The 21,088-nt window shown below is 27.4% G+C and carries 22 protein-coding genes, 2 tRNA genes and 1 riboswitch; of the genes, 7 read left to right on the top strand and 17 right to left on the bottom strand.

What is annotated here, in order from left to right; translation table 11 throughout:
• Positions 1–147 precede the first annotated feature (147 nt).
• The 6 genes from K5V21_RS10135 to K5V21_RS10110 form a co-directional block, all read right to left on the bottom strand.
• Positions 148–1,047 carry a metal ABC transporter solute-binding protein, Zn/Mn family gene (locus K5V21_RS10135; RefSeq protein WP_204595923.1) on the bottom strand — a complete coding sequence of 300 codons (900 nt, stop codon included), beginning with the start codon at positions 1,045–1,047 and terminating at the stop codon, positions 148–150.
• Positions 1,048–1,122: 75 nt separating this feature from the next.
• Positions 1,123–3,864 (bottom strand): ATP-binding protein, encoded by a 2,742-nt coding sequence (locus K5V21_RS10130; RefSeq protein WP_221861151.1) that lies wholly within the window; start codon positions 3,862–3,864, stop codon positions 1,123–1,125.
• The gene (locus K5V21_RS10125) at positions 3,854–4,981 is read right to left on the bottom strand and encodes a metallophosphoesterase family protein (protein WP_221861150.1); all 1,128 of its coding nucleotides are present in this window, start codon (positions 4,979–4,981) and stop codon (positions 3,854–3,856) included. Before K5V21_RS10125 ends, K5V21_RS10130 begins: the two co-directional genes overlap by 11 nt.
• A 162-nt stretch (positions 4,982–5,143) precedes the next feature.
• Entirely contained in the window at positions 5,144–5,329 is a 186-nt protein-coding gene (locus tag K5V21_RS10120; RefSeq protein ID WP_204595920.1) for an alpha/beta-type small acid-soluble spore protein, read from the bottom strand.
• A gap of 128 nt (positions 5,330–5,457) precedes the next feature.
• Complete coding sequence (locus tag K5V21_RS10115; protein WP_221861149.1) at positions 5,458–6,075, bottom strand: hypothetical protein; 618 nt, start codon at positions 6,073–6,075, stop codon at positions 5,458–5,460.
• A gap of 420 nt (positions 6,076–6,495) precedes the next feature.
• Positions 6,496–6,571, bottom strand: a tRNA-Trp gene (locus K5V21_RS10110).
• Positions 6,572–6,727: 156 nt separating this feature from the next.
• On the opposite strand from K5V21_RS10110, the gene K5V21_RS10105 reads away from it, so the two are divergent.
• Positions 6,728–7,795 carry an NAD(P)H-dependent flavin oxidoreductase gene (locus K5V21_RS10105; RefSeq protein WP_221861148.1) on the top strand — a complete coding sequence of 356 codons (1,068 nt, stop codon included), beginning with the start codon at positions 6,728–6,730 and terminating at the stop codon, positions 7,793–7,795.
• A 48-nt stretch (positions 7,796–7,843) separates the two neighbouring features.
• On the opposite strand, the gene K5V21_RS10100 is transcribed toward K5V21_RS10105, so the two are convergent.
• From K5V21_RS10100 to K5V21_RS10090, 3 genes are all read right to left on the bottom strand, one after another.
• Complete coding sequence (locus tag K5V21_RS10100) at positions 7,844–8,164, bottom strand: hypothetical protein (protein ID WP_221861147.1); 321 nt, start codon at positions 8,162–8,164, stop codon at positions 7,844–7,846.
• A 111-nt stretch (positions 8,165–8,275) separates the two neighbouring features.
• Complete coding sequence (locus K5V21_RS10095) at positions 8,276–9,313, bottom strand: M42 family metallopeptidase (protein WP_221861146.1); 1,038 nt, start codon at positions 9,311–9,313, stop codon at positions 8,276–8,278.
• Between the two features lie 49 nt (positions 9,314–9,362).
• Complete coding sequence (locus tag K5V21_RS10090; protein ID WP_221861145.1) at positions 9,363–10,148, bottom strand: MerR family transcriptional regulator; 786 nt, start codon at positions 10,146–10,148, stop codon at positions 9,363–9,365.
• Between the two features lie 107 nt (positions 10,149–10,255).
• Between K5V21_RS10090 and K5V21_RS10085 the strand changes: the two genes are divergently transcribed.
• Entirely contained in the window at positions 10,256–11,950 is a 1,695-nt protein-coding gene (locus K5V21_RS10085; RefSeq protein WP_221861144.1) for an FUSC family protein, read from the top strand.
• 51 nt (positions 11,951–12,001) lie between these two features.
• Here K5V21_RS10085 and K5V21_RS10080 read toward each other — a convergent pair whose 3' ends face one another.
• From K5V21_RS10080 to K5V21_RS10065, 4 genes are all read right to left on the bottom strand, one after another.
• Positions 12,002–12,991 (bottom strand): Gfo/Idh/MocA family protein, encoded by a 990-nt coding sequence (locus K5V21_RS10080; protein WP_221861143.1) that lies wholly within the window; start codon positions 12,989–12,991, stop codon positions 12,002–12,004.
• Positions 12,992–13,020: 29 nt separating this feature from the next.
• The gene (locus K5V21_RS10075; protein ID WP_221861142.1) at positions 13,021–13,437 is read right to left on the bottom strand and encodes a universal stress protein; all 417 of its coding nucleotides are present in this window, start codon (positions 13,435–13,437) and stop codon (positions 13,021–13,023) included.
• 217 nt (positions 13,438–13,654) lie between these two features.
• Positions 13,655–13,730, bottom strand: a tRNA-Trp gene (locus tag K5V21_RS10070).
• Positions 13,731–13,782: 52 nt separating this feature from the next.
• Positions 13,783–14,658 carry a metal ABC transporter substrate-binding protein gene (locus K5V21_RS10065; protein ID WP_221861141.1) on the bottom strand — a complete coding sequence of 292 codons (876 nt, stop codon included), beginning with the start codon at positions 14,656–14,658 and terminating at the stop codon, positions 13,783–13,785.
• A gap of 212 nt (positions 14,659–14,870) precedes the next feature.
• Here K5V21_RS10065 and tsaE point away from each other — a divergent pair, with 212 nt between their 5' ends.
• From tsaE to rimI, 3 genes are read left to right on the top strand one after another with little or no spacing between them, the layout of a single operon-like run.
• Positions 14,871–15,335, top strand: a complete 465-nt coding sequence (gene tsaE, locus K5V21_RS10060) for a tRNA (adenosine(37)-N6)-threonylcarbamoyltransferase complex ATPase subunit type 1 TsaE (protein ID WP_221861140.1) — start codon at positions 14,871–14,873, stop codon at positions 15,333–15,335.
• A complete protein-coding gene (gene tsaB / locus K5V21_RS10055) occupies positions 15,329–16,048 on the top strand; it encodes a tRNA (adenosine(37)-N6)-threonylcarbamoyltransferase complex dimerization subunit type 1 TsaB (RefSeq protein WP_221861139.1) in 720 nt (239 codons plus the stop codon). The genes tsaE and tsaB overlap by 7 nt, the downstream gene beginning before the upstream one ends.
• Positions 16,029–16,475: a ribosomal protein S18-alanine N-acetyltransferase gene (rimI, locus tag K5V21_RS10050; RefSeq protein WP_204595908.1), complete on the top strand. Its 447-nt coding sequence runs from the start codon at positions 16,029–16,031 to the stop codon at positions 16,473–16,475. The genes tsaB and rimI overlap by 20 nt, the downstream gene beginning before the upstream one ends.
• Before the next feature lie 83 nt (positions 16,476–16,558).
• Here rimI and K5V21_RS10045 read toward each other — a convergent pair whose 3' ends face one another.
• Entirely contained in the window at positions 16,559–17,155 is a 597-nt protein-coding gene (locus tag K5V21_RS10045) for an ECF transporter S component (RefSeq protein ID WP_204595907.1), read from the bottom strand.
• Between the two features lie 130 nt (positions 17,156–17,285).
• Positions 17,286–17,404: riboswitch (FMN riboswitch) on the bottom strand.
• 149 nt (positions 17,405–17,553) lie between these two features.
• Here K5V21_RS10045 and K5V21_RS10040 point away from each other — a divergent pair.
• Both K5V21_RS10040 and K5V21_RS10035 read left to right on the top strand, forming a co-directional pair.
• Positions 17,554–17,922: an ArsR/SmtB family transcription factor gene (locus tag K5V21_RS10040; protein ID WP_221861138.1), complete on the top strand. Its 369-nt coding sequence runs from the start codon at positions 17,554–17,556 to the stop codon at positions 17,920–17,922.
• Position 17,923: 1 nt separating this feature from the next.
• Positions 17,924–18,295, top strand: coding sequence for a NifB/NifX family molybdenum-iron cluster-binding protein (locus tag K5V21_RS10035; protein ID WP_204595905.1), 372 nt, complete (start codon positions 17,924–17,926; stop codon positions 18,293–18,295).
• Between the two features lie 66 nt (positions 18,296–18,361).
• Here K5V21_RS10035 and K5V21_RS10030 read toward each other — a convergent pair whose 3' ends face one another.
• From K5V21_RS10030 to agaF, 3 genes are all read right to left on the bottom strand, one after another.
• Positions 18,362–19,675, bottom strand: a complete 1,314-nt coding sequence (locus tag K5V21_RS10030; RefSeq protein ID WP_221861137.1) for a class II D-tagatose-bisphosphate aldolase, non-catalytic subunit — start codon at positions 19,673–19,675, stop codon at positions 18,362–18,364.
• A gap of 84 nt (positions 19,676–19,759) precedes the next feature.
• Complete coding sequence (locus tag K5V21_RS10025; RefSeq protein ID WP_221861136.1) at positions 19,760–20,617, bottom strand: tagatose bisphosphate family class II aldolase; 858 nt, start codon at positions 20,615–20,617, stop codon at positions 19,760–19,762.
• A gap of 25 nt (positions 20,618–20,642) precedes the next feature.
• Complete coding sequence (gene agaF, locus K5V21_RS10020) at positions 20,643–21,080, bottom strand: PTS galactosamine/N-acetylgalactosamine transporter subunit IIA (RefSeq protein WP_221861135.1); 438 nt, start codon at positions 21,078–21,080, stop codon at positions 20,643–20,645.
• Positions 21,081–21,088 lie beyond the last annotated feature (8 nt).

Raw genomic sequence — 21,088 nt, 5'->3', positions numbered from 1 at the left:
CTCATAATACTCTAAGGCTTTAATAAAAACCGCCTCCCCTTACTATTTTTTACATATATTATAGCATATTAATAGCATATTAATAGCATATTAATAGCAAAAAAAGGTTTGATTAACTACTATTTTAGTTAAATCAAACCTTTTTTATTACTTATTTTCTTCTACTAAACTATTATATATTACTTGTAAATCGTACTTCATACCTTCTAAATATGTTTTATCATCTTCGCTTGATTCTAAACTATATATTTTTTCAACTTTAGCTCCGGCTTCCCTTGCTAGAGTTTCTGAAGTTTTAGGCTCTGCCAAACTTTCAGAGAATATTGTTTTTATATTATTCTTTTTACAATAAGCAGCTAGTTCTTCTAGTTTCTTTGGAGTAGCTTCTCCTTCTGAATATAAATCACTAATTGATTTTTGAGTTAATCCAAAATCTCTGCAAAGATATCCAAAAGCGGCATGACCTGTAACGAAATCTTTATTCTTAAGCTTTTCGAATTTTGGCTTATATTCATTATATAATCCATCAAACTCTTCCTTTAGCTTATTATAATTTTTCTCGTAATATTCTTTATTGCTAGGATCTTTTTCGATTAAAGCATTCTTTATATTATTAGCTTGAATTGTTGCATCTTTTAAACTAAGCCAAATATGTGGATCTACTTTATCTCCAACTTTAATTACATTAACATCTTTACTTGAATCAACCATTATAGTTTTACTATCTTTTAATTGCCCTTTTACTTCATCAAGCCAAGTTTCCATTCCAAGACCGTTATAAACAAATATATCACTATTTGTAAGTTCTTTGAAATCTGCAGGCTTTATTTCAAAATCATGTGGCTCTTGTCCTGGCCCAACTAAAGTTAGTATGTTTACTTTATCTCCACCAATCATTTTAGTGAATTGTTCTAATGGATAAATTGAAACTGCAACATTTAATTTATCTCCATCAGTTTTTTGCTCCGTCTTATCCTTAGCTCCTGAACATCCAATAAGACCGAAAGATATAAGTACTACGCTTAATATTCCTATTATTTTTTTCAAAAATTACACCTCATTTGCATATGATTTGCATTCGCATATATACAATTTTAATATCTCTTCCCATTATTGTCAATTCTAAATATAAATATAACTTGCTTTTATACTATTTTTTCTTAATAATTCTTCTTCAATTGATTGGCATGAGAATATTATAGTTTGAGCAAAATTTCTACTTTCTATAATTTTAAGACCCTTTTCTCTTCTAATATCATCATATTGTATAAATGAATCATCAAATATTATAGGTACTTCTCTTCCTTTAAATATAAGTTCTATAAAAGCCAATCTAAGAGCTAAATATAGCTGATCATTTGCACCATTACTTAAATATTCCCCTGAGAACATACTTGAATTATCTCTAACTACCATATCATAATTTTCACCAAGTTTTACTTCTGAATATTTATCTCCAGTTAATTCTTTAAATATATTTAAAATATTATTATTTAATGCTGGTCCAAAACTCCCCCTTATATCTCTACCTGCTTTTTCCAAATTCTCTATAGCAATATTTAATGCAATCAGTCTTTTATCTAAAATATTTATACTCTCAACTAGATTCTCTAAATCTTCTTCAATTGCAGTTATAGTTCTCTTTCCTAAGAAGCTTGTTTTTATTACATTTTCTAGATCTTTTATCTTTTTCTCTAACTCTATTAATAAATTAGATTTTTTTCTAATCTCATTTTCAATTTCCTCTTCCGACTCATAACTATAATCCATATCTTGATTTATAATATCTTGTAATTCATCTTTTATACTCTCTATATCTCTATCTTTAAGAAGAACCTTGTATGTTTCTTCTACATTTTGAAGTGCCTTTTCTAGGTCTTTCTTTTCTGATATTTTTTCTCTAAAACCTTTTAGATACATTTCTAAATCTATTAATTGAACATTCTCTAAATCCATAAGCTCTAATTTACTTTTTATATCTTTTTCTTTTTCTTCTAATTCAAAAGTAATTCTATTTAAGCTTTCTTTTTTAGAATTATACTCTAATTCAAAAAGAGTTAAATTGTTTTTAACCTTTTTGAATTCATCTAATTGAATATATATCTCATCTAATGTATCACATCCACAAAGTTTCATTATTGAAGATAATATTTTATTATTTTGATTATATCTTTCCTCATCATTTTCTAAAGATACTCCTTCTAATTGAAGACTTCTCTCTTCAATTCTTAACTTAACTCTTGCTTCTAATACATAAAAATTTTCTAAAGTATTTACAGCTCTTAATAAATTCTCATAGTTATTACATTTTATTAAATGCATGTATCTTGTAAGTTGTTCTTCAATATTTTTTATCTCTTTATTTAACCTATCAATATTTTCTTTATTACTTAATTTATTTTCAGTCTCTTTTAATGCGCTATTTAAAGATATTGCAAAAAACGCTCCACCACCTATTAAAATAGCACCTATAATATATATCATTATTGAACTAATACTAGCTAAGTTTATACCAAGTATTAATCCACCTATTACAGCTGAAAATATAGAGATATTTCTTTTAAGCTCTAAACCTTTTCTTGAATCTCCAACATTATCATCATAATCATAAACTTCTATATTCTCTTTTAATTCACGAAGTTTATCCTCATAGTTTTTAAACAGTAATTTTATTTCTTCCTTATGTGAAGTTAACTTAAATACATCACCTAAAAACTTCCTCTTTTGTTCTAATTTTTTCTCTTCTTCTTCTATTGATAATTTAATTTTTTTATTTAATAGAACTCTTTCCCTTAGTCCCTCTTGTTCAGTATTTAATCTAATTAACTTCTCTTTTAAGTCATCTTCCATAGATATAAATACTTCATAGCTATCTAATTTTCCGTTTTCATAGACTATTCTTTTCTCAATTTCTTTTAAATCGTACTCATTTTCCTTTTTTATATCTAAAAGTGTTAGATATCTTTTATTTTCTTCACTTAAGTCATTTATATATTCCTCACTAATTATCCCATTCTCTCTCTTTAGCTCAGTATCTATTTCTTTCTCTTGTTTTTTTAATGACTCACTCTTCTTTAAATATGTTGTTATTTCTCCATATTCTTTTTGAAGTTTACTCTTCTTTAAATATTTTTTAAATAACTCTAATTTTGTTATTTCTTCTCTTATTTTATTTCTTTCTTCTTTTTTATTAATAAGCTCATTCTCATTAATTAAATTATCCTCAGCTACCTTATAAGCTTCATATCTTTCTTCTATAACTTTTGAATATCTACTTTTTAATATATCAAGTTCTCCATTTTTCCTTGATGTAGTAAGCTCTTTTCTACTATCTTTTAATTTATTAACAGCTTTATCAACTGATACTTCTCCTTCTCCACACCCAAATACATCTATAATTCTTTGCATTATTTGTTCTTCTTTATCTTTAGAAACTAAAACTCCAAGCTGAGGTATAAATAAAGTTTTTATAAAAGTGTTTCCATTAACCCCTAAAAAGTATGTTCCTGGTTCATCTTTATTAATTTCTTTTATTTCATCACCAGTTAACCCATCATAAATATTTGAAGTATCATCCTTCTTTGTTGCACCAAAAGTTCTTTGAATTATATATTCTCTTTTATTGTATTCTAATACAAGCTCACCTTGCATTTTCTCTCCTGAAAATGGCAGATATCTTTTTCTTAAGTTATTCTTAGCACCTCTTGAATTACCAAATCCATAAAGCCAGGCTCTTATAAAGTTCTGTATTGTACTTTTTCCCTTTTCATTTTCTCCATATACTAAATTAAATCCTCTCTCAAAACTAAATTCTTTATCCTTAATACCACCGAATGATTTAATTCTAACCTTCTTAATAATCATCTAAATTCACCTCCTCTGCACTTAAACTTTGAAGACCAAGCTTTAATGCAAGCTCTAAAATTTCCTTTTCTTCTTCCGATGAATTATCTATAGATTCTTTTAAATTTCTTATAAATAATCCCTTTATTGAATGTTCATTTTCTATATTATCTATATCTACAGCTATATCAGTCTTATCTCTTATCTTTACAAAATAAAATTTATCTGAAAGTTTCTCTGATAAAATATTTTCGTCTATTTTAAAATTAGCATCTACTTCACCTATTAAATTCAATTTAAATATATCAGTTTTTAAGTTAAACTCTTTAAGCTCACTTAAAATTTTCTTCTTTACTTCTCTATAGCCAAATAATCCATCTATGCTTATATCTTTTTCTATATACTGTCTTTTACATGTTTTTTTAAATTCTAAGTTTACATAACCTTTGCTAATTTCACCAATCAGCACACCCTTTTCTCCAATTTCATCGAAGCCTCTTCCTTGAGGACATCCACTATAAGCATAACTGGTTAATCCATATTTTTCCACTCCATTAAATTTATGTCTATGTCCTAAAGCTACGTAGTCAACCCTACTTTCTTCAATATCCTTAACTGTTATTGGATTATATTCATTTATAGACCCATTTGAAAGTTCTCCATGAATTACAACTAAATTTATTAAGTTATTATCCACATCAATACCTTTTAGCATTGATTTATTAACATAATTATCATTAAAAGCTGCACCATATACGCATGTTCCAAGCTCTGGTATTAAAACCTTTTCTAAATCACCCTTAAAAACATGTACATTTTTAGGCCAATCTACTAATTTATAAAATGATTTAAAGTTATATGGATCATGATTTCCTGGACTTATAAAGACTCTAGTTTTATCTAATCTATCTAAGGATTCTCTTATAAAGACTAATGTATTTCTGCTCAATGTATAATTATCAAAAATATCTCCTGCTAAAAGCATTATTTCTACTTTTTCATCGTTACATAAATCTATTATTTTATTAAAAACTTCTTTTAGTTCTTCTTTACTCTTATTAGCTAATGTATTTTTAAACTCTTTAAAGGGAGTATCAAAATGTATATCTGCACAATGTAATATTTTTATTTTTCTCATACAACAACCTTTCTTTTAAACGAACTTTTGTTCTCATTTTATCACATATTTTACGCAAAAAGAAAGAGGATGATTTATAAAAATCATCCTCTCGGTACAAGAATACACCTTTTGTTTGTTGGTGTAACTTCCGAAGATCTAGTAGATCCCTTTAGTAGGTGCTTACTTTAAAGTACTTTCGTATTCTTCTACCATTCTTTTAACCATTTCGCCACCTACAGATCCACATTGTCTTGAGCTTAAGTTTCCATTGTAATCAGTAAATGGAACTCCTAACTCTTTTGCTACTTCATTTTTGAAGTTGCTTAGACCTTGCTTTGCTTCTGGAACTATTACTCTATTTGACATAATCAATCCCTCCTAAGGCTTACGGTATATTTGTAAGATTAAATCTTTTTGATTTATCTTACACTCATAGTTTATCCTCAGAGTGAATTTTAATTCAATGTAATTATAGGCTTCACAGGAATTTTATTCTATATGAAAGCCTTAAATCTGTATCCATTTTCTTTTAATTTATCTATTCCATTTGTAATATTAGAGTTTATTTCTTTTATATCTTTAACATTATCATTTAATTCAATATAAAATACAGTATCTTGTTTATTATCTATATGTTCTTTATTATTTATCTCTTGTTTATTCTCTACTATTTTAATATTATTGCTATTAAAAATTTGTTTTAAATCTAAATGTTTAGGTAGAATTGTATGTCCACTTTCTTCAATTTTCTCATAGTAGGGATTGTCCTTATTTAAAATTTCATTATTTTCTATAAATGTAAGCTTAACCTTATTTTTTTCAGCTAGGTTTAATAAGTTGTCAATGTTATTTTTTATATAACCATCTTCTGCATCTATTATAATGTAACCATTTGAATCATCATTTTTTTCTAATGATGTAATTGTTTGATAATTAACATCTATTATAGTATTTACTACATCATTAACTCCACTTTGGTTACTTTTCATCTTCATTTGTGAATCTATCACTTTTCTTCCTTCTTTTGAATTTAAAGCTATTGCAAATGCAATTGAACTAATACCTATAAGAATCGAAATTAAAATTATAATGACTTTATTTTTCTTTTTCATTTTATCCTCCTAATCGAATCCCTTTTGTTAAATTATATCATATTTTTGAAATAAATATTAACAAATTTATGTTTTTATTAAAATTTTTATTTTTTTCTTTGTTTTTAAGGGATTATTATCATTTTTTTGTATTATATTGTCTTTATTTCTAAAAATTCTTCATTTTATTTTGTCTTTTTAAATAAATTCTATATATTTATTTATTAAAATATAGTTTTATACAAAAAATTTCTATAGAAATTATTAGATAAAATGTATAATTTTATATATTATTTTCTTCTATTTTCATAATTGTATATATTTTATTAATTAATATGATGCATAAAGGAAGATTCTCCTAGTCAGATAATAAAATTTTACTAGACATATTTTTTATATTTAAAATAAAAAAAACACTCAGCTATAATAACTGAGTGTTTTTGGCAGGGGCACTAGGACTTGAACCCAGAACCAATGGTTTTGGAGACCACTACTCTACCAATTGAGCCATACCCCTAAGACGTATATCATTTTATCATAATATATAATATTATGTCAACTATATTTTTTTATCATATATATATTGTTAATTAATAACTTTTAGATTATAATAGACTAAAATATATTTTGATAGTCAAAATATTTAAAAATCAAATTAAATGAGGTGTATTGAATGGATATAAAACCTTTAAGAATAGGAAACTTAGTTTCAAGATTACCTATAATTCAAGGAGGAATGGGCGTTGGTGTATCCCTTTCAAAGCTTGCTTCAGCTGTTACAAATGCTGGGGGTATAGGTATAATTTCTAGTGCTCAAGTTGGATTTAAAGAAGATGACTTTGAAACTAATTCATTAGAAGCAAATCTTAGAGCTCTAAAAAAACATATAAAAATCGCAAAAGAAAAATGTAATAATGGCATAATTGGAGTTAATGTAATGGTAGCTACAAATGGTTATGCTGAATATATAAAAGCTGCTATAGAATCAGGTATTGATCTTATAATTTCTGGTGCAGGTATGCCTACTATGCTTCCAAAGCTAGCTAAAGGCTATGATGTAAAATTAGCTCCTATAGTATCATCCTTAAAAGCTGCTAAAGTTATACTTAAATTATGGGATAAACATGATAATATAGCTCCTGATATGATAGTAGTTGAAGGCCCTAAAGCTGGAGGGCATCTTGGATTTAAAAAAGATGCAATTGAGGAAGCTAATGAAAGCTTTGATGATACTGTTAAAGATATCGTAGATCACGTAAAAGAATATGAAGAAAAATATAGCAAGAAAATTCCAGTTATCGCAGCCGGTGGCGTATTCACAGGAGAGGATATAGCTAAATATTTAAAACTTGGTGCATCAGGAGTACAAATGGCAACAAGATTTGTTGCTACAGAAGAATGTGATGCATCACAAGCTTTCAAAGAAGCTTATGTTAAAGCTACCCCTAATAGCGTAGGAATAGTAAAAAGTCCTGTTGGTATGCCTGGAAGAGCAATTCTTAACCCTTTCGTAGACAAGACATTAAAAGGTAATGTTAAGGTTGAGAAATGTTATAATTGCTTAATTCCTTGCAACCCTGCTAATACTCCATATTGTATTACTCAAGCCCTTATTAATTCTGTAAAAGGTGATTTAGATAATGGACTTATATTCTGTGGAGAAAATGTAAGTAGAATTAAAGAAATAACTACAGTTAAAGATTTAATGAATAAACTTCAATCTGAAATAGAAGCAAATTAAAATGAGGGAGACATACGTCTCCCTCATTTTATTTATTGTAGAGTTAATTTATAATTTGCTATCTAAATCTCTAGAAGCTCTATCTTCCATAGTATATTCTAACACCTTTAACGCGCTTTCAAAGTCAAATCCTTCAAGATCATCAACCTTACTTAAATCTTTAGATTCTAAAACTTTAAGCTCAAGCTTTAATAAATCTTTACTTTCTTTTGCATTTCCACTAGATATATATCTATGAATATTATTATCATATGTAGCTTCTAAATTTGGAATGTTGTAATTTTCACTATATTTATAATGTATAAGCGCACCCACTATTATCATTATTGGTAATATTATTGATACTACTATTTTTTTATAGTTAGTCATTACATCACCTCGTATAATATTTGTAATTTATTCTTTGTCTATATTTTAAACTCCTAATAAAAATATTCAAGTTAAAATTTTGTAATAATTAAATAAATTTAGCTTTATTTTCTACTTTGTTAAATATAAACATAATAATTTTATTGTATTTTCTAAGGCATTATAGTGAGTTCTTTCCATTCCGTGAGATGCATGAACTCCTGGACCTATAAGTGCTCCTCTTATGTTGTTTCCACCCCTTAAAGCAGCTCCAACATCTGAACCATATCTTGGATATATATCTATTGCATAGCTTATATTATTATCTTCAGAAAGGTTAACTAAATCTGTTACCATATTGTAATCATATGGTCCACCTGAATCCTTAGCACATATTGAAACATCATACTCAGTACATTCTAAATCTAATCCTATACATCCCATATCTACTGCTATCATTTCTGTTATATCAGAAGGTATATAAGATGACCCATGTCCTACTTCCTCATAAGTTGATATAAAGATCTTTGTCTTATAACTTGGTACTATACTTTCTCTTTTAAATAATTCTAAAAGAGATAAAAGACATGCTACACTTCCTTTATCATCAATAAATCTTGATTTAACAAATCCACTTTCAGTTATAGTAGTTTTAGGATCTATAAATATAAAGTCTCCTACTGAAATTCCAAGATTCTTCACATCGTCTTTGTTCTTTACAACTTCATCTATTCTAATCTCCATATTTTCAGGATCTCTTTTTTTAGAAGTTGCATCTTCATATACATGAACTGCTGCACTTTCACTTAAGAATGTTCCAGTATATTCTCTTCCATCTCTAGTTCTTATTGTACAATATTCACTATCAAGAGTTGGTACTATAGGTCCTCCAATTAATGTAAACTTAAGGGTGCCTTTGCTTGTTATTGATCTAACCATAGCCCCTAATGTATCTACATGTGCTGATAAACCTATAACTTTTTCATCACTTCTACCATCGATTGTAATTACTCCACAACCTTTATTAGTTCTCTCAAACTTATACCCAATATTTTTAACCTTATCCTCAATCATATCCATGATTTTAAAACAAAATCCACTTGGACTATTAAATTCTAATAATTCTTTTGCAGTATTTAATACATATTCTTTATTTATAGAAAATTCCATAACCATATCTCTCCTTCTCTTTTAATTTATTATATATTATAAACTAAATTTATATTAATACTTGAAATTGAAACTCTTCCTTTGGCATTGTATATAAAATAACATTTAAACATATTCCCTTTGTAATTATATTATTTTCTTTTATATATTCTCCTAACCTTTTTATTGCTTCATCTCTTCTGCCTTCTTTATAAGATAAGCAGATGTATGTGCCTTTAGGGATTATAAGATTACTCTTTTCTTTGCAATTCTTAGTTATAATAAAAATATTTGTACTTTTACTATATAAATTTTTATAATCCTCAATATATATTCCTTTTTCTATTACTCTTTTATTTATTAATGATGGTTCCTCACTTCTAAATATTCCAAATATATCTTCTCTATGTTCTAATATAGACTCAGTATCTTTATTTATATTTCTAGAAACTGCATATCTCTCTTCTATATCTTTAATATATATATGCTCTACATTACTACGCTTCATACTATATTCCATATTTAATTTTAACTCACTTATATCTTCTTTTATTAGATTTAAGTTTTCTATTTCATTTTCTATTTCATGTATCTTTTCATGAAGAAATAATATAAATTTTTCAGAGCTCGTTTCTTTATTTAATATCATTTTTATATCAGCTAAAGGAACATTTATTTTTCTTAGATATTTTATAAATCGTAATTGCCTAAATTGCTCACCAATGTAATATCTATATCCTGTTTTAGAATCAACATATTTTGGCTTTAATAAATCTATTTTATCATAGTTTCTTAACCGATCTATTGATACATCTGTTATTTTCGATACTTCTCCAATTGAATAATATTTTTTCAAATTAAACCACCTAACTTTAAAATATCTATTTACTCTAGTATTATACTATAGTTTATAATTTATTTTCAAAGCTTGAAAGTTAGAATAAATATATAGGAGGAAAATATATGACTACTAACCAATTGAAAACAAGTGCATTTAAAGCTATTTTTACAGTTATAATATTAATTGCTTATAAAACTCTCTTCGGAAATTACAATGCTTCTATTGGACTTATGATAGCTTTAAGCTGTATATCATTTTTAAAATTTGATTTTACTTTATATCCATTATATAAAGTTATAGAGCTTACAGGATTAAGTTTCTTCTTATTGGTAATGTCTTTTTTATCCGGTTTTAATCCATTAGTAGGATTAATTATAAATATGTTTACCATCTTCATAGTGTCATATATATATACAAATACTTCTAAAAATATGGTCTCTTATCTATTTGTATTTATATATATTTATATGATAGGTATTCCTGTACCTTTAAATCTTTTACCTGAAAGATTTTTATCACTTTTATTTGGAATTTTTATAATAATAATTAGTCAATTTTTATTTAATAAAAACAAATTTAAGAATTCTTGTACAACTATGATATTAGATGCCTTACATTGTATGAATGAAGAAATTAAAAATATTTTAGAGAATAACTATGATAAAAAGGATAATTTATTAATTCATGATAGCTTAAGAAATCTACTGCTTCTTATAAATGATAAAAACTTAAATGGTATATTCTCTAATGCATTAAATAAGCCATACTTTAATATTGCAATAATCTTAGAGAGGTTAAATACTCTTATTGATAAGATTAATATGTTAGAAGATGTATCATTAAAAAAAGAGTACTTAAAATATTTAAATTATATAATTTGTAATATTATAGAATCTATAGAAAACAAAAACTTTAATTATAAATGTGTTGATTTTTCATATAAATATAGTGATTCGTATAAAGAATTTAAAATTATTGACGAGTGCACTAATTTAACTAAGCTACTTTGTTTAAATATAAGTACATTAAATAATCCTATTAATATAATTAAATTAGATTTAAAAGAATTATTTTATAATAATCATCATATTCATATTAACTCTTTGAAATTTAATTTTTCTTTTAAAGTTTCAGTAGCTATTTCATTATCTATGTTTTTTATAGATAAGTTTAATTTAATTAATGGTAAATGGATGTTAATTACTATATATGTTTTAATGCAACCTTTCATTTCAGAAACAATAGTTAAAACTAAGAAAAGAATCAAAGGAACAATCATTGGAATATGTTTATTTGTTTTAATTTTTGGAGTTTTACATAGTACCATACCAAGTTCTTTGTTTTTATTTTTTATATTTTTTGTTTATTTTTATGCAACAGACTATTATGTAAAAGTAATATTTACTTGTATGCTAGCTTTAAGTATGAACTTAACTGGTGATAGCTTAGAAACCCTCTCTACTTTAAGGTTTTCTTTTATAATTTTAGGATCATTAATATCACTTTTATTTAGTAAATACTTTTTGCCATTTACACATTCAGCTCATGTTAATCATTTAAAAGATAAATATCTAGAGCTTTCATCAAATATGTTATCAGAACTTTGTGATTTATTAGATGGAAAAGGCAATGAAGAAAATTTAATAAAACTTGCTTTAGATTGTAATACAATAGAATCTAGTCTCTTATCTATTTCTAAAACTTTAAATGATCCTTCAATAGAAGAATTTATAAATAACGAATATATAGTAATAAGTCATATACGCTTATCTACTTTAAATTTTTATCATAATAAATTTAAAAGGAGTTTAATCTAAATATTTAGATTAAACTCCTTTTATAAAATGTAGTCTTATAACGGACATATACTATTTAAAATCTGCTGGATATTCTAATCCTATTTGGTTTCTTATTTTATCCATTAGTTCAATTGCCATTAATGAATTTTTATAAGAATTCTTCATAGATTCTCTTTCATTACTATTTATTACATTTATGAATTCATCAAGTTCATAATACATATCATTATCTCTTTGCTTTATAGAAATAACTTCTTCTCTTCCATCTCTATAAACAATCTTTACACTATTAAATAGTATATTATCAATAATAATAGTTCCTTCTTCACCTTGTATCTCTAGTGGTAGTTTTGAATCACTTATTTTAGAATACATTATCATTCCACTTGCACCTTCATAACTAAACATTGCAGAACCCTGCCCATCTACACCACTTTCTAAAAATACAGCCTGACTTACAACTCCATTTGGTTTTCCAAATAGTGATATCATAGGATGAATACAATATACTCCTATATCCATAAGAGCTCCATTTGATAATTCTCTTTTAAATGCATTAAGAACGATTCCTTCTTTGTACTTATCATATCTTGATGAGTATTGACAATATGATGCAAAGTATCTTCTTACCTTACCTATCTTATGTAAATTTTCCTTTACCTTTAAGAAATTAGGTAATACAGTTATTCTCATAGCTTCCATTAAAAGAACTCCATTTTCCTGTGCCTTTTCTATCATTTGTTTAACTTCTATTTTATTTGAAGCCATCGGTTTCTCACACAATACATGTTTCTTATTCTCTAAACATAAAATTGCTTGGGATGCATGAAAAGAATTAGGAGATGCTATATATACTGCATCAATATCCCCACATCTTGCAAATACATCTAAATTATCAAAAAATTTTGTTGCACCATACTTACTTCCAAATTCTTCTGCTTTTTTAATATCTCTTGAGTAAACTGCTACAAGTTCAAATTTATCATGAGTAAGCGCTGCATCTAAGAAATTATCAACTATCTTTCCTGTTCCTATAATCCCAAATTTTATTTTATTCATTCTATAATACCACCTTTTAAGATTTACTGTTAGTATAACTCAGGAATTATTATCATTATACATTTTGCTCTCTTAACTACATGCGCAGTTACTGAACCAACTAATGTTGTAAATTTTTTCTTAGTGTTCTTTGCCATAAGAATAATATCTATATCATTTTCTTCTGCATATCTTAATATTTCATCTCCAGCATAACCAAATGAGAATTCTCTCTTGCAATCAAATTCTTCTATTTCTTCACTAGCTTCTCTTAATATTCTCTTTCCTATAACTTCTGCATCTTTTACTTCTTCTGTAACAGCCATTCCATTAATAAAAACTATCTCTCTTACATTCATAAGTGTTACTTCAACATCTTCAGGCTTAAAATTATTTTTTAAATAATTTAGAGATATTAAACTTCTATCGCTTCCATCTATTGGTATTAGTATCTTCTTCTTTGTCATTTAAAACACCCTCTCTTCTCACTGTATAATATTATTTTCTATATTATACATCTTATATCCTTCTTTGATTTGAATTTATATGTTTATTTAATATAATGTTAAAAACTTCAAAATAAATATAATATATAGATATAATATTTTGTATAAATGTACGCCCTAATTTAATTGCTAAAACAAAAAAGCTAGAAACAATAATGTTTCTAGCTTTTAATATATTTGGCAGGGGCACTAGGACTTGAACCCAGAACCAATGGTTTTGGAGACCACTACTCTACCAATTGAGCCATACCCCTTTAGGACACTATCAATTATAATATATATACTGTAAAAAATCAATAATTTTATTTATTTTTTATCAATTAATCCTTCTAATTGTTTTATGTTATACTCTATAATTTCTTGAAAGTCCTTATTATCATTATAAGTATCTAATTTAATCACTTTAATATCTTTAACATCTTCTTTTGATTCAGTATCTTGCACAAATACTATATCTTTAAGATTTAAGTTATTATTCTTAGCATACTCTTCTATATTTTCTTTTTCAGGTGAAACTTTAAAGTCAATTCCAAGTCCTTTAAAGAAATACACTAGCTTATCATCTTGTAATATAAACGTATTTTTCTTTAACTCCTTGGTCTCTTTATCAAATGTGCTTTTTAAATCATCTATACTCTTAACTAATTTATTATAGTTTGCTTCATAGTATTCTCTATTTGCAGGATCTTTCTCTTGAAGAGCTGACTTTGTATTATAAAGCATTATTTTATATTCAGGTATTCCTAAATAATAATAAGGATTTTGCATATCTTTTCCATCAACCTTATACCTTAATTCCCTTATACCTCTTGATAAGTTTACTACACCTAAACTACTCTTATCTAATTCACTTATCATATTATTAAGTGATGCACTTTCATTTCCTGCTCCTGAATAAAAGAATAAATCCATATTTGATATATTATTTAAAGTATTCTCATCATATTTATAATTTTTCATATCGTTAAAATTATTAAACATATATTCTACATTGTGTTTATCTCCGGCTAACTTCTTAACTGTTTCATATTGTGGTTTATTTACTGTCATTATATTTAAATAAACATCTCTATTGTCCTTGTCACTCTCTGATGTATCCGCCATAAGCGTCTTTGAAACTCCTCCAAGCCCTAAAAAAAACGCTGCTGTTATAATTAGCATTGCAGCTGTTAATTTCTTCATGGTTTCACCTCTTTATATACCTTCTCATTTTAATATATATCTGATATTTAACTTATATTCTGTAAATATTTGTGTTATTCCATTTTACACTTTTTATTTTTATATTGCAATTACTTTTATATTACAATTACTTTACTTTTACTTTTCTTTTTTTTAATTTTTGGATAGAATATATAGATAAGCTACATATAGCGAAAGGAGGAATTAATATAATGGAATTTGAAGTTAATAGTATTGAAGAAACTACAAACCTTGGAGTAGCATTAGGCAGGCTTTTAAATTCTGGTGATATTATTTGTTTAACTGGTGATTTAGGTACTGGAAAAACTCATATCACAAAAGGTATATCAAGAGGTCTTGGTATAACTGATAATATTACAAGTCCGACATTTACCATTGTTAATGAATATGATTCAGGAAGACTTAAATTATATCATTTTGATGTTTATAGAGTTAGTGACCCTGATGAAATTTATGCAATAGGTTTTGATGATTATATATTTGGAGATGGTGTTTCAATAATTGAATGGGCAAATTATATAGAAGAAATTCTACCTAGTGATTATCTACATATATACATACAAAAAGATTTAACTAAAGGAGAAAACTATAGAAAGATAATGGTAACTCCTTATGGTGAAAAATATAGTTATGTAAAGGAGCTGACTTTATGCTAATTTTAAGTGTTGATTCATCTTCAAAATGTGCCACAGCTGCACTTCTTCAAGATGATTTACTTTTAGCAGAATATACATTAAATAATAAAAGAGAACACTCTGTTCTTCTTATGGGAATCATAGAAAAATTATTAGATGATTCAGGAATCTCAATAGATGACGTGGACGGTTTTGTTGTTTCAAAGGGACCTGGATCATTCACTGGTCTTCGTATTGGAATGGCTACTATAAAAGGATTAAGTTTTGGTAGTGGCAAGCCATATGTTAGTGTATCTACCCTAGAAGGACTAGCTGCTTCTATATCATCCTTTGATGGAATTATATGTCCTATAATGGATGCACTTAGAGAAAATGTTTATACAGCAATTTATAAGAGCAATAATGGAAAACTTGAGACAATAGTTGATTGTACTTCAATGGATCTTTCCGAGCTTAAAGAAAAACTTAATGAACTTGGTGAAAAAGTTATGTTTACTGGTGATGGTGTATCTAAACATAAAGATTACTTAGTAGAAAACATTAAGGATTCATATTTTGCCCCAATTCATCTTAATACAGTTAGAGCTTCACAAATTGGAGAAATAGGATTAAATCTTCTAAAAAATGGAATAAAAGATGATGATAACTCCTCTCCTTTATATCTAAAGCAGCCTCAAGCAGTTAGAGAATTAGAGAAAAGATTACAAATGAATAATGGCGAATCTAATTCTTAAAAATTTAGACTCAGAAGACTTAAATGGCGTTTATGAAGTAAGTTCTTTAAGTCTTAAAGAAAGCTGGAGCTTAGATTCAATAACAAAAGAAATCTCTAATAAATTTGCAAGATATATTGTATGCAAAGAGGAAAATAAGGTTGTTGGATTTGCAGGGGCATGGCTTATAGCTTCTGAAGGACAAATTACAAACGTGGCTGTTCATCCTGAATATAGAGGAAAAGGGATTGGTAAAAAACTAATGAAGTCATTAATTTCTTCTTTAAAACAAGAAGATTGTAATTCAATAACATTAGAAGTTAGAGAGTCTAATACCGTTGCTAAAAATCTTTATAAAAGTTTTGGCTTTATAAGTGAAGGTATACGAAAGAATTTTTATGAAGACAATAAAGAAGATGCAAATATAATGTGGCTACGTAATATTTAGATATAAAAAATTAGAGGTATAGTTTAAAACTATACCTCTAATTTTTTTATATTAACTATTTTTAATAACTAAATTATTCTTTATTATGCTATTTTACCTTTACTATTACTTCCGATACTATTACTTCCGAAATTTGGCTCAACTTTAAATATACTAACTGAAACCTTTTTGTATATAGCATATGTTAACACAGATATTACAATCCCCTTTATTCCATTAAAAGGTAATAATCCTACTGTTACATATTGCATAAGTTCTGCTGGAGCCATATTCATACCATATACTGGTAATAAGAAGTATACATTTGCTATAATCGCTACAACTTCCATTATTATTATCCCAAATATCATTCCTAATAAAGCACTTTTCTTTGATTTATTTTTCCAATAGATAAATGCTGCTGGCGCTACGAATGATGCTCCAATTATAAAGTTTGCAACCTCTCCAACTCCACCTGTTGAACTACCACTTAATAAGAAATTCATAGTAACCTTTAAGAATTCTATTAAAACTCCTGCAAGTGGTCCAAATGCAAATGCACCCATAAGTGCTGGTACATCACTTATATCCATTTTAAGCCATGGAAATATTGGTATTATAGGAAACTCGATAAACATAAGTATGAATGCAATACCCGTTAATAATGAAATTTTAACCATTTTGTTTAAATTTGATGTCATTTTATAATTCCTCCCCCAAATTATCTCCTTTTGGTGGGTAAGTATTAGTAATTATAATTTAGAAATAAAAAATCCCCAATATACTATAAGTATATCAGGGCGTATAACTTCTACAATTAAAATACTAATATTTTACCTTCTTTCATCCAGACTATACTGTCGGCTTCGGAATCTAACCGAATCATGCTAAAAACTTAGCTCGCGGGCTTTACCGCCGGTGGGGAATCTCGCCCCGCCCTGAAGATATATTAATTTAATTTATAAATAAATAATATCACTGTAGTTATAAAATTGTCAATAAAATTTATACTATAATTTTACTTTTCATCTTGATATTATATTCTTTAAGTAGTAAAATTTAATTAAGTAATTACTTAACTAAAAATATAGAGGTACCTATGAATAATATAGTTAAACTTTTTAAAGCGCTAGGAGATGAAACTAGATTAAAAATTTTATTTTTACTAGCTAGAAAAAATGTATGTGCTAAAGGTATATCTAGGCATCTTGGTATATCAGAAGCCGCTGTTTCTCAACATATTAAAGTTTTAAAGGATTCTGGTATCATATTAGGTCATAAAAAAGGTTATTTTATTCACTACTCAGTTAATAATGATATCTTAGATGATTTAATTCATTTTACAGATAGCCTTAAAAATCCTGAGGTTGTTATATTAAATAATCTTAATTTCTTAGACTTTAAATGTGAAAGAAAAGAAAATTGCCATAAAAGATGCAATAAATCAAACTGTGAAAGGGGAAATTAAAATGAAAATTTGTATTCCTGTAAAAGAAAATAATGGCTTAGAAAGTGTTCCTTATAACCACTTTGGATCTGCTCCATTTTTCTTAGTAGTAGATACTAAAACAAATGATGTTACTGCCATAAATAACGGAGATTTAAACCATGAGCATGGTAAATGTCAACCAATAAAAGCTATAGGTGGCGCTGATATAGATGTAGTGCTTGTACTTGGTATTGGTGCTGGTGCTATTAACAAATTAAATTCTATGGGGGTTAAGGTATTTAAAGCAAATCCTACTTCATTAAAAGAAAATGTAAGTCTTTTTAATGATAATAAGTTACTTGAATTTAGCCCTTCAAACTCATGTACTGGCCATAACTGCGGTCATCATTAATTAAAAATAAAAGAACGAAAATGAATCCTTTTAGTTTCATTTCCGTTCTTTTATTTATACTATGATTTATTTTGTAGCGAATATATAGTCATCTATATATTCACCTATTCTATCTTTTAATAATTCCTTAGCTGAAAGCTCTAAAACTCCATCTCTTACCTTTTTGTATTGAGTATGCATAAATTGGCTTACTAACGTTATTGGAATATCTACTTTACTTAAATTATCAAGCATTTTGTCTAATGCAAAATTAACATCTTCTCTTGGCATATAGTATCTACATCTATCTGACAAACTATATCTTCTATCAAACTTAATCTTCTCACTACTTCCTGAATAGTGCTTCTCCCAATCCTTTGGGTCTTTTATCATATTAAATTCTAATACATCCATAAATCTTGATAGTTCTAAATCTGGATTATATTTTAAAAGTTCATTTTCCATAGCATTTAAAGCAAATGCACCTTCTCTAAATCCAAAAGTTAAAGCTGGTCCTACTTTTAAAATTATATATCCATCTTCCACCATTTCCTTTAAAGCCTTTGGAGTTTGATAATCAGTAGAATGAGCTTCAAATGCTAAATTTTCATAATCATTTAAAGCCTCTGTAAGCTCTTTTGCATTATCCCTATTATAACCCCATACATGATCGCTACTAAATTCAACGCCCGGTTGTACAACAACTCCAACTACATAATTCCACGCTTCCTCTAGACCTTCATTCTTGAATGATTCTTTAAAAGTTTCTACTGTATTCTTAAAGTTTGAAACCTTAGTTACTGCTATTCCCTCTTCTTCCTCTTCCTCAGCTTGTGCCCCTCCTGGTATTGGAACTTCACTTCCAATTACATACACGGGGTGTATAACATCTTTATTTATTTCAAGTAATTCTTTATAAGCATCTTCACAAACTTTACAAAGTATTGCAGCCCTTTTTGATATTATCTCATCTCCAAAGTTTCCAGATTCTAAGTCACCCTTTATAGGCATACTTGTATCTAAATGAATCTTAGTAAACCCTGCAAGTACATACTCTCTAACTAATTTCTTTGAATTTTCCATAGCTTCCTTAGGGTCTAAATTAGTCCACGTAAGTGGTCCTAAATGATCTCCCCCTAAAATAATTCTATCTTTTGGAAAATTATTAACTTCTGCTAGCTTATAAATATAATCAACATAATCTTTAGGCTTCATACCAGTATATCCACCAAACTGGTCTACTTGATTTGCAGTTGATTCAATTAAAAGATGCATATTAGTATCCTTTAATCTACTCATTGCTGCTTCAATAACGTATTGATTTGAGCAACATACTGAAAATATTCCCACCTTTTCTCCACTTTTATATCTTTTTACTATTTCATAAATAGGATGTCCCATTCTTTCACCTCTTTTAATTAATCTGTATTATTACTTTGACATATTCATCTAGTGCTTTAGTCCTTGATTAATTTAATAATCTAATTAAGCTCTATTATTACTTCCACATACCATTATTTTGTGTGCAACTATAGCTTTCATAGCCTCTTTACCAGGTGTCATATATTTTCTTGGGTCATTAGCTTCTGGATTATCTATAAAGTATTTCTTTACAGCATTTGAGAAAGGTATCTTTAAGTCAGTTGCTACATTAACCTTGCATATACCAAGTGATATAGCTTTCTTTACTAATTCATCTGGAACATCTGATGCACCGTGTAGGACTAAAGGTACATCTACCTTTTCTCTGATTTCCTTTAATCTATCGAAATCAAGCTTAGCTGTACCTTTGTATAATCCATGAGCTGTTCCAATAGCAACTGCTAATGAATCTATACCTGTTTTCTCTACAAAATCCTTTGCTTGATCTGGATTTGTATACATAGCATCCTTTTCATCTACAACAAGATCATCTTCTTGTCCACCTAATCTACCAAGCTCTGCTTCAACTGTAGCATCAAACTTATGTGCATAATCCACTACTTCTTTTACTATATTTATATTATCTTCATATGTCTCATGAGATGCATCAATCATTGTTGAATTAAATCCAATATCAACATAATGTTTTATTGCATCCACATCTTCAAAATGATCTAAATGTATAGCAATTGGTATATCATATTTCTTTGCAGCAACTTCAGCCATGCTTACAATATATTCTCCACCAGCATATGAAATAGTTGATGGTGTACCAGCTAATATAACTGGTGATCTAAGTTCTACTGCTGTTTCAATAACAACTTGTAGCGTTTCTAAATTATGAATATTAAATGCAGGTACTGCATATCCTTCTCTTTGTGCTTTCTTTAACATCTCTCTAGTTGATAAAATCTTTCCCATTTTAGTTACCCTCTTCCTGTATTTTTTAAATTCCATCTAATTCTTCTACATCTTCGTCTTCTTCTATATCCTTAAGCTCAAAAGTTTTTATTGAACTTATGCCTGAGTTTATTGCAAAATCTAATAAATCATCTACGCCAATTCCATCTCTACAAAGGGACGTTTCAAGTGTCATCCCTAAATTAGTTCCTGAAATAACTCTTATATTCTTATTAAATAACTTTTGACTAAGCATAACTGATACTTTAAACGGTGACCCTCCAGCTAAATCTGAAAGTACAAGAACTTCATCACACTCAAGACCTTGTATAGCTTCTTGAAGCTTAATCTCTAAACTTTCAGTACTATCATCAGCTGTAAAGTCTACCCCTACTAATTTTTCTTGTTCTCCTGCTATAAGCTTAAGTGAACTTAATATTCCTGATGCGAAATTGCCATGTCCTGTTACTATTATTCCAACCATAAGCAGTC

The organism is Clostridium sardiniense, from assembly GCF_019753795.1.
GTDB lineage: Bacteria > Bacillota > Clostridia > Clostridiales > Clostridiaceae > Clostridium > Clostridium sardiniense.
This window is presented reverse-complemented; position numbering and strand designations above follow the sequence as displayed.

What these genes read in the sequence shown, in the direction of transcription:
- K5V21_RS10130 (WP_221861151.1), bottom strand. Translation starts at nt 3,864, where the DNA reads ATGATTATTAAGAAGGTTAGAATTAAATCATTCGGTGGTATTAAGGAT.
- K5V21_RS10125 (WP_221861150.1), bottom strand. Translation starts at nt 4,981, where the DNA reads ATGAGAAAAATAAAAATATTACATTGTGCAGATATACATTTTGATACT.
- K5V21_RS10120 (WP_204595920.1), bottom strand. Translation starts at nt 5,329, where the DNA reads ATGTCAAATAGAGTAATAGTTCCAGAAGCAAAGCAAGGTCTAAGCAAC.
- K5V21_RS10115 (WP_221861149.1), bottom strand. Translation starts at nt 6,075, where the DNA reads ATGAAAAAGAAAAATAAAGTCATTATAATTTTAATTTCGATTCTTATA.
- K5V21_RS10105 (WP_221861148.1), top strand. Translation starts at nt 6,728, where the DNA reads ATGGATATAAAACCTTTAAGAATAGGAAACTTAGTTTCAAGATTACCT.
- K5V21_RS10100 (WP_221861147.1), bottom strand. Translation starts at nt 8,164, where the DNA reads ATGACTAACTATAAAAAAATAGTAGTATCAATAATATTACCAATAATG.
- K5V21_RS10095 (WP_221861146.1), bottom strand. Translation starts at nt 9,313, where the DNA reads ATGGAATTTTCTATAAATAAAGAATATGTATTAAATACTGCAAAAGAA.
- K5V21_RS10085 (WP_221861144.1), top strand. Translation starts at nt 10,256, where the DNA reads ATGACTACTAACCAATTGAAAACAAGTGCATTTAAAGCTATTTTTACA.
- K5V21_RS10080 (WP_221861143.1), bottom strand. Translation starts at nt 12,991, where the DNA reads ATGAATAAAATAAAATTTGGGATTATAGGAACAGGAAAGATAGTTGAT.
- K5V21_RS10075 (WP_221861142.1), bottom strand. Translation starts at nt 13,437, where the DNA reads ATGACAAAGAAGAAGATACTAATACCAATAGATGGAAGCGATAGAAGT.
- K5V21_RS10065 (WP_221861141.1), bottom strand. Translation starts at nt 14,658, where the DNA reads ATGAAGAAATTAACAGCTGCAATGCTAATTATAACAGCAGCGTTTTTT.
- tsaE (WP_221861140.1), top strand. Translation starts at nt 14,871, where the DNA reads ATGGAATTTGAAGTTAATAGTATTGAAGAAACTACAAACCTTGGAGTA.
- tsaB (WP_221861139.1), top strand. Translation starts at nt 15,329, where the DNA reads ATGCTAATTTTAAGTGTTGATTCATCTTCAAAATGTGCCACAGCTGCA.
- rimI (WP_204595908.1), top strand. Translation starts at nt 16,029, where the DNA reads ATGGCGAATCTAATTCTTAAAAATTTAGACTCAGAAGACTTAAATGGC.
- K5V21_RS10045 (WP_204595907.1), bottom strand. Translation starts at nt 17,155, where the DNA reads ATGACATCAAATTTAAACAAAATGGTTAAAATTTCATTATTAACGGGT.
- K5V21_RS10040 (WP_221861138.1), top strand. Translation starts at nt 17,554, where the DNA reads ATGAATAATATAGTTAAACTTTTTAAAGCGCTAGGAGATGAAACTAGA.
- K5V21_RS10035 (WP_204595905.1), top strand. Translation starts at nt 17,924, where the DNA reads ATGAAAATTTGTATTCCTGTAAAAGAAAATAATGGCTTAGAAAGTGTT.
- K5V21_RS10030 (WP_221861137.1), bottom strand. Translation starts at nt 19,675, where the DNA reads ATGGGACATCCTATTTATGAAATAGTAAAAAGATATAAAAGTGGAGAA.
- K5V21_RS10025 (WP_221861136.1), bottom strand. Translation starts at nt 20,617, where the DNA reads ATGGGAAAGATTTTATCAACTAGAGAGATGTTAAAGAAAGCACAAAGA.
- agaF (WP_221861135.1), bottom strand. Translation starts at nt 21,080, where the DNA reads ATGGTTGGAATAATAGTAACAGGACATGGCAATTTCGCATCAGGAATA.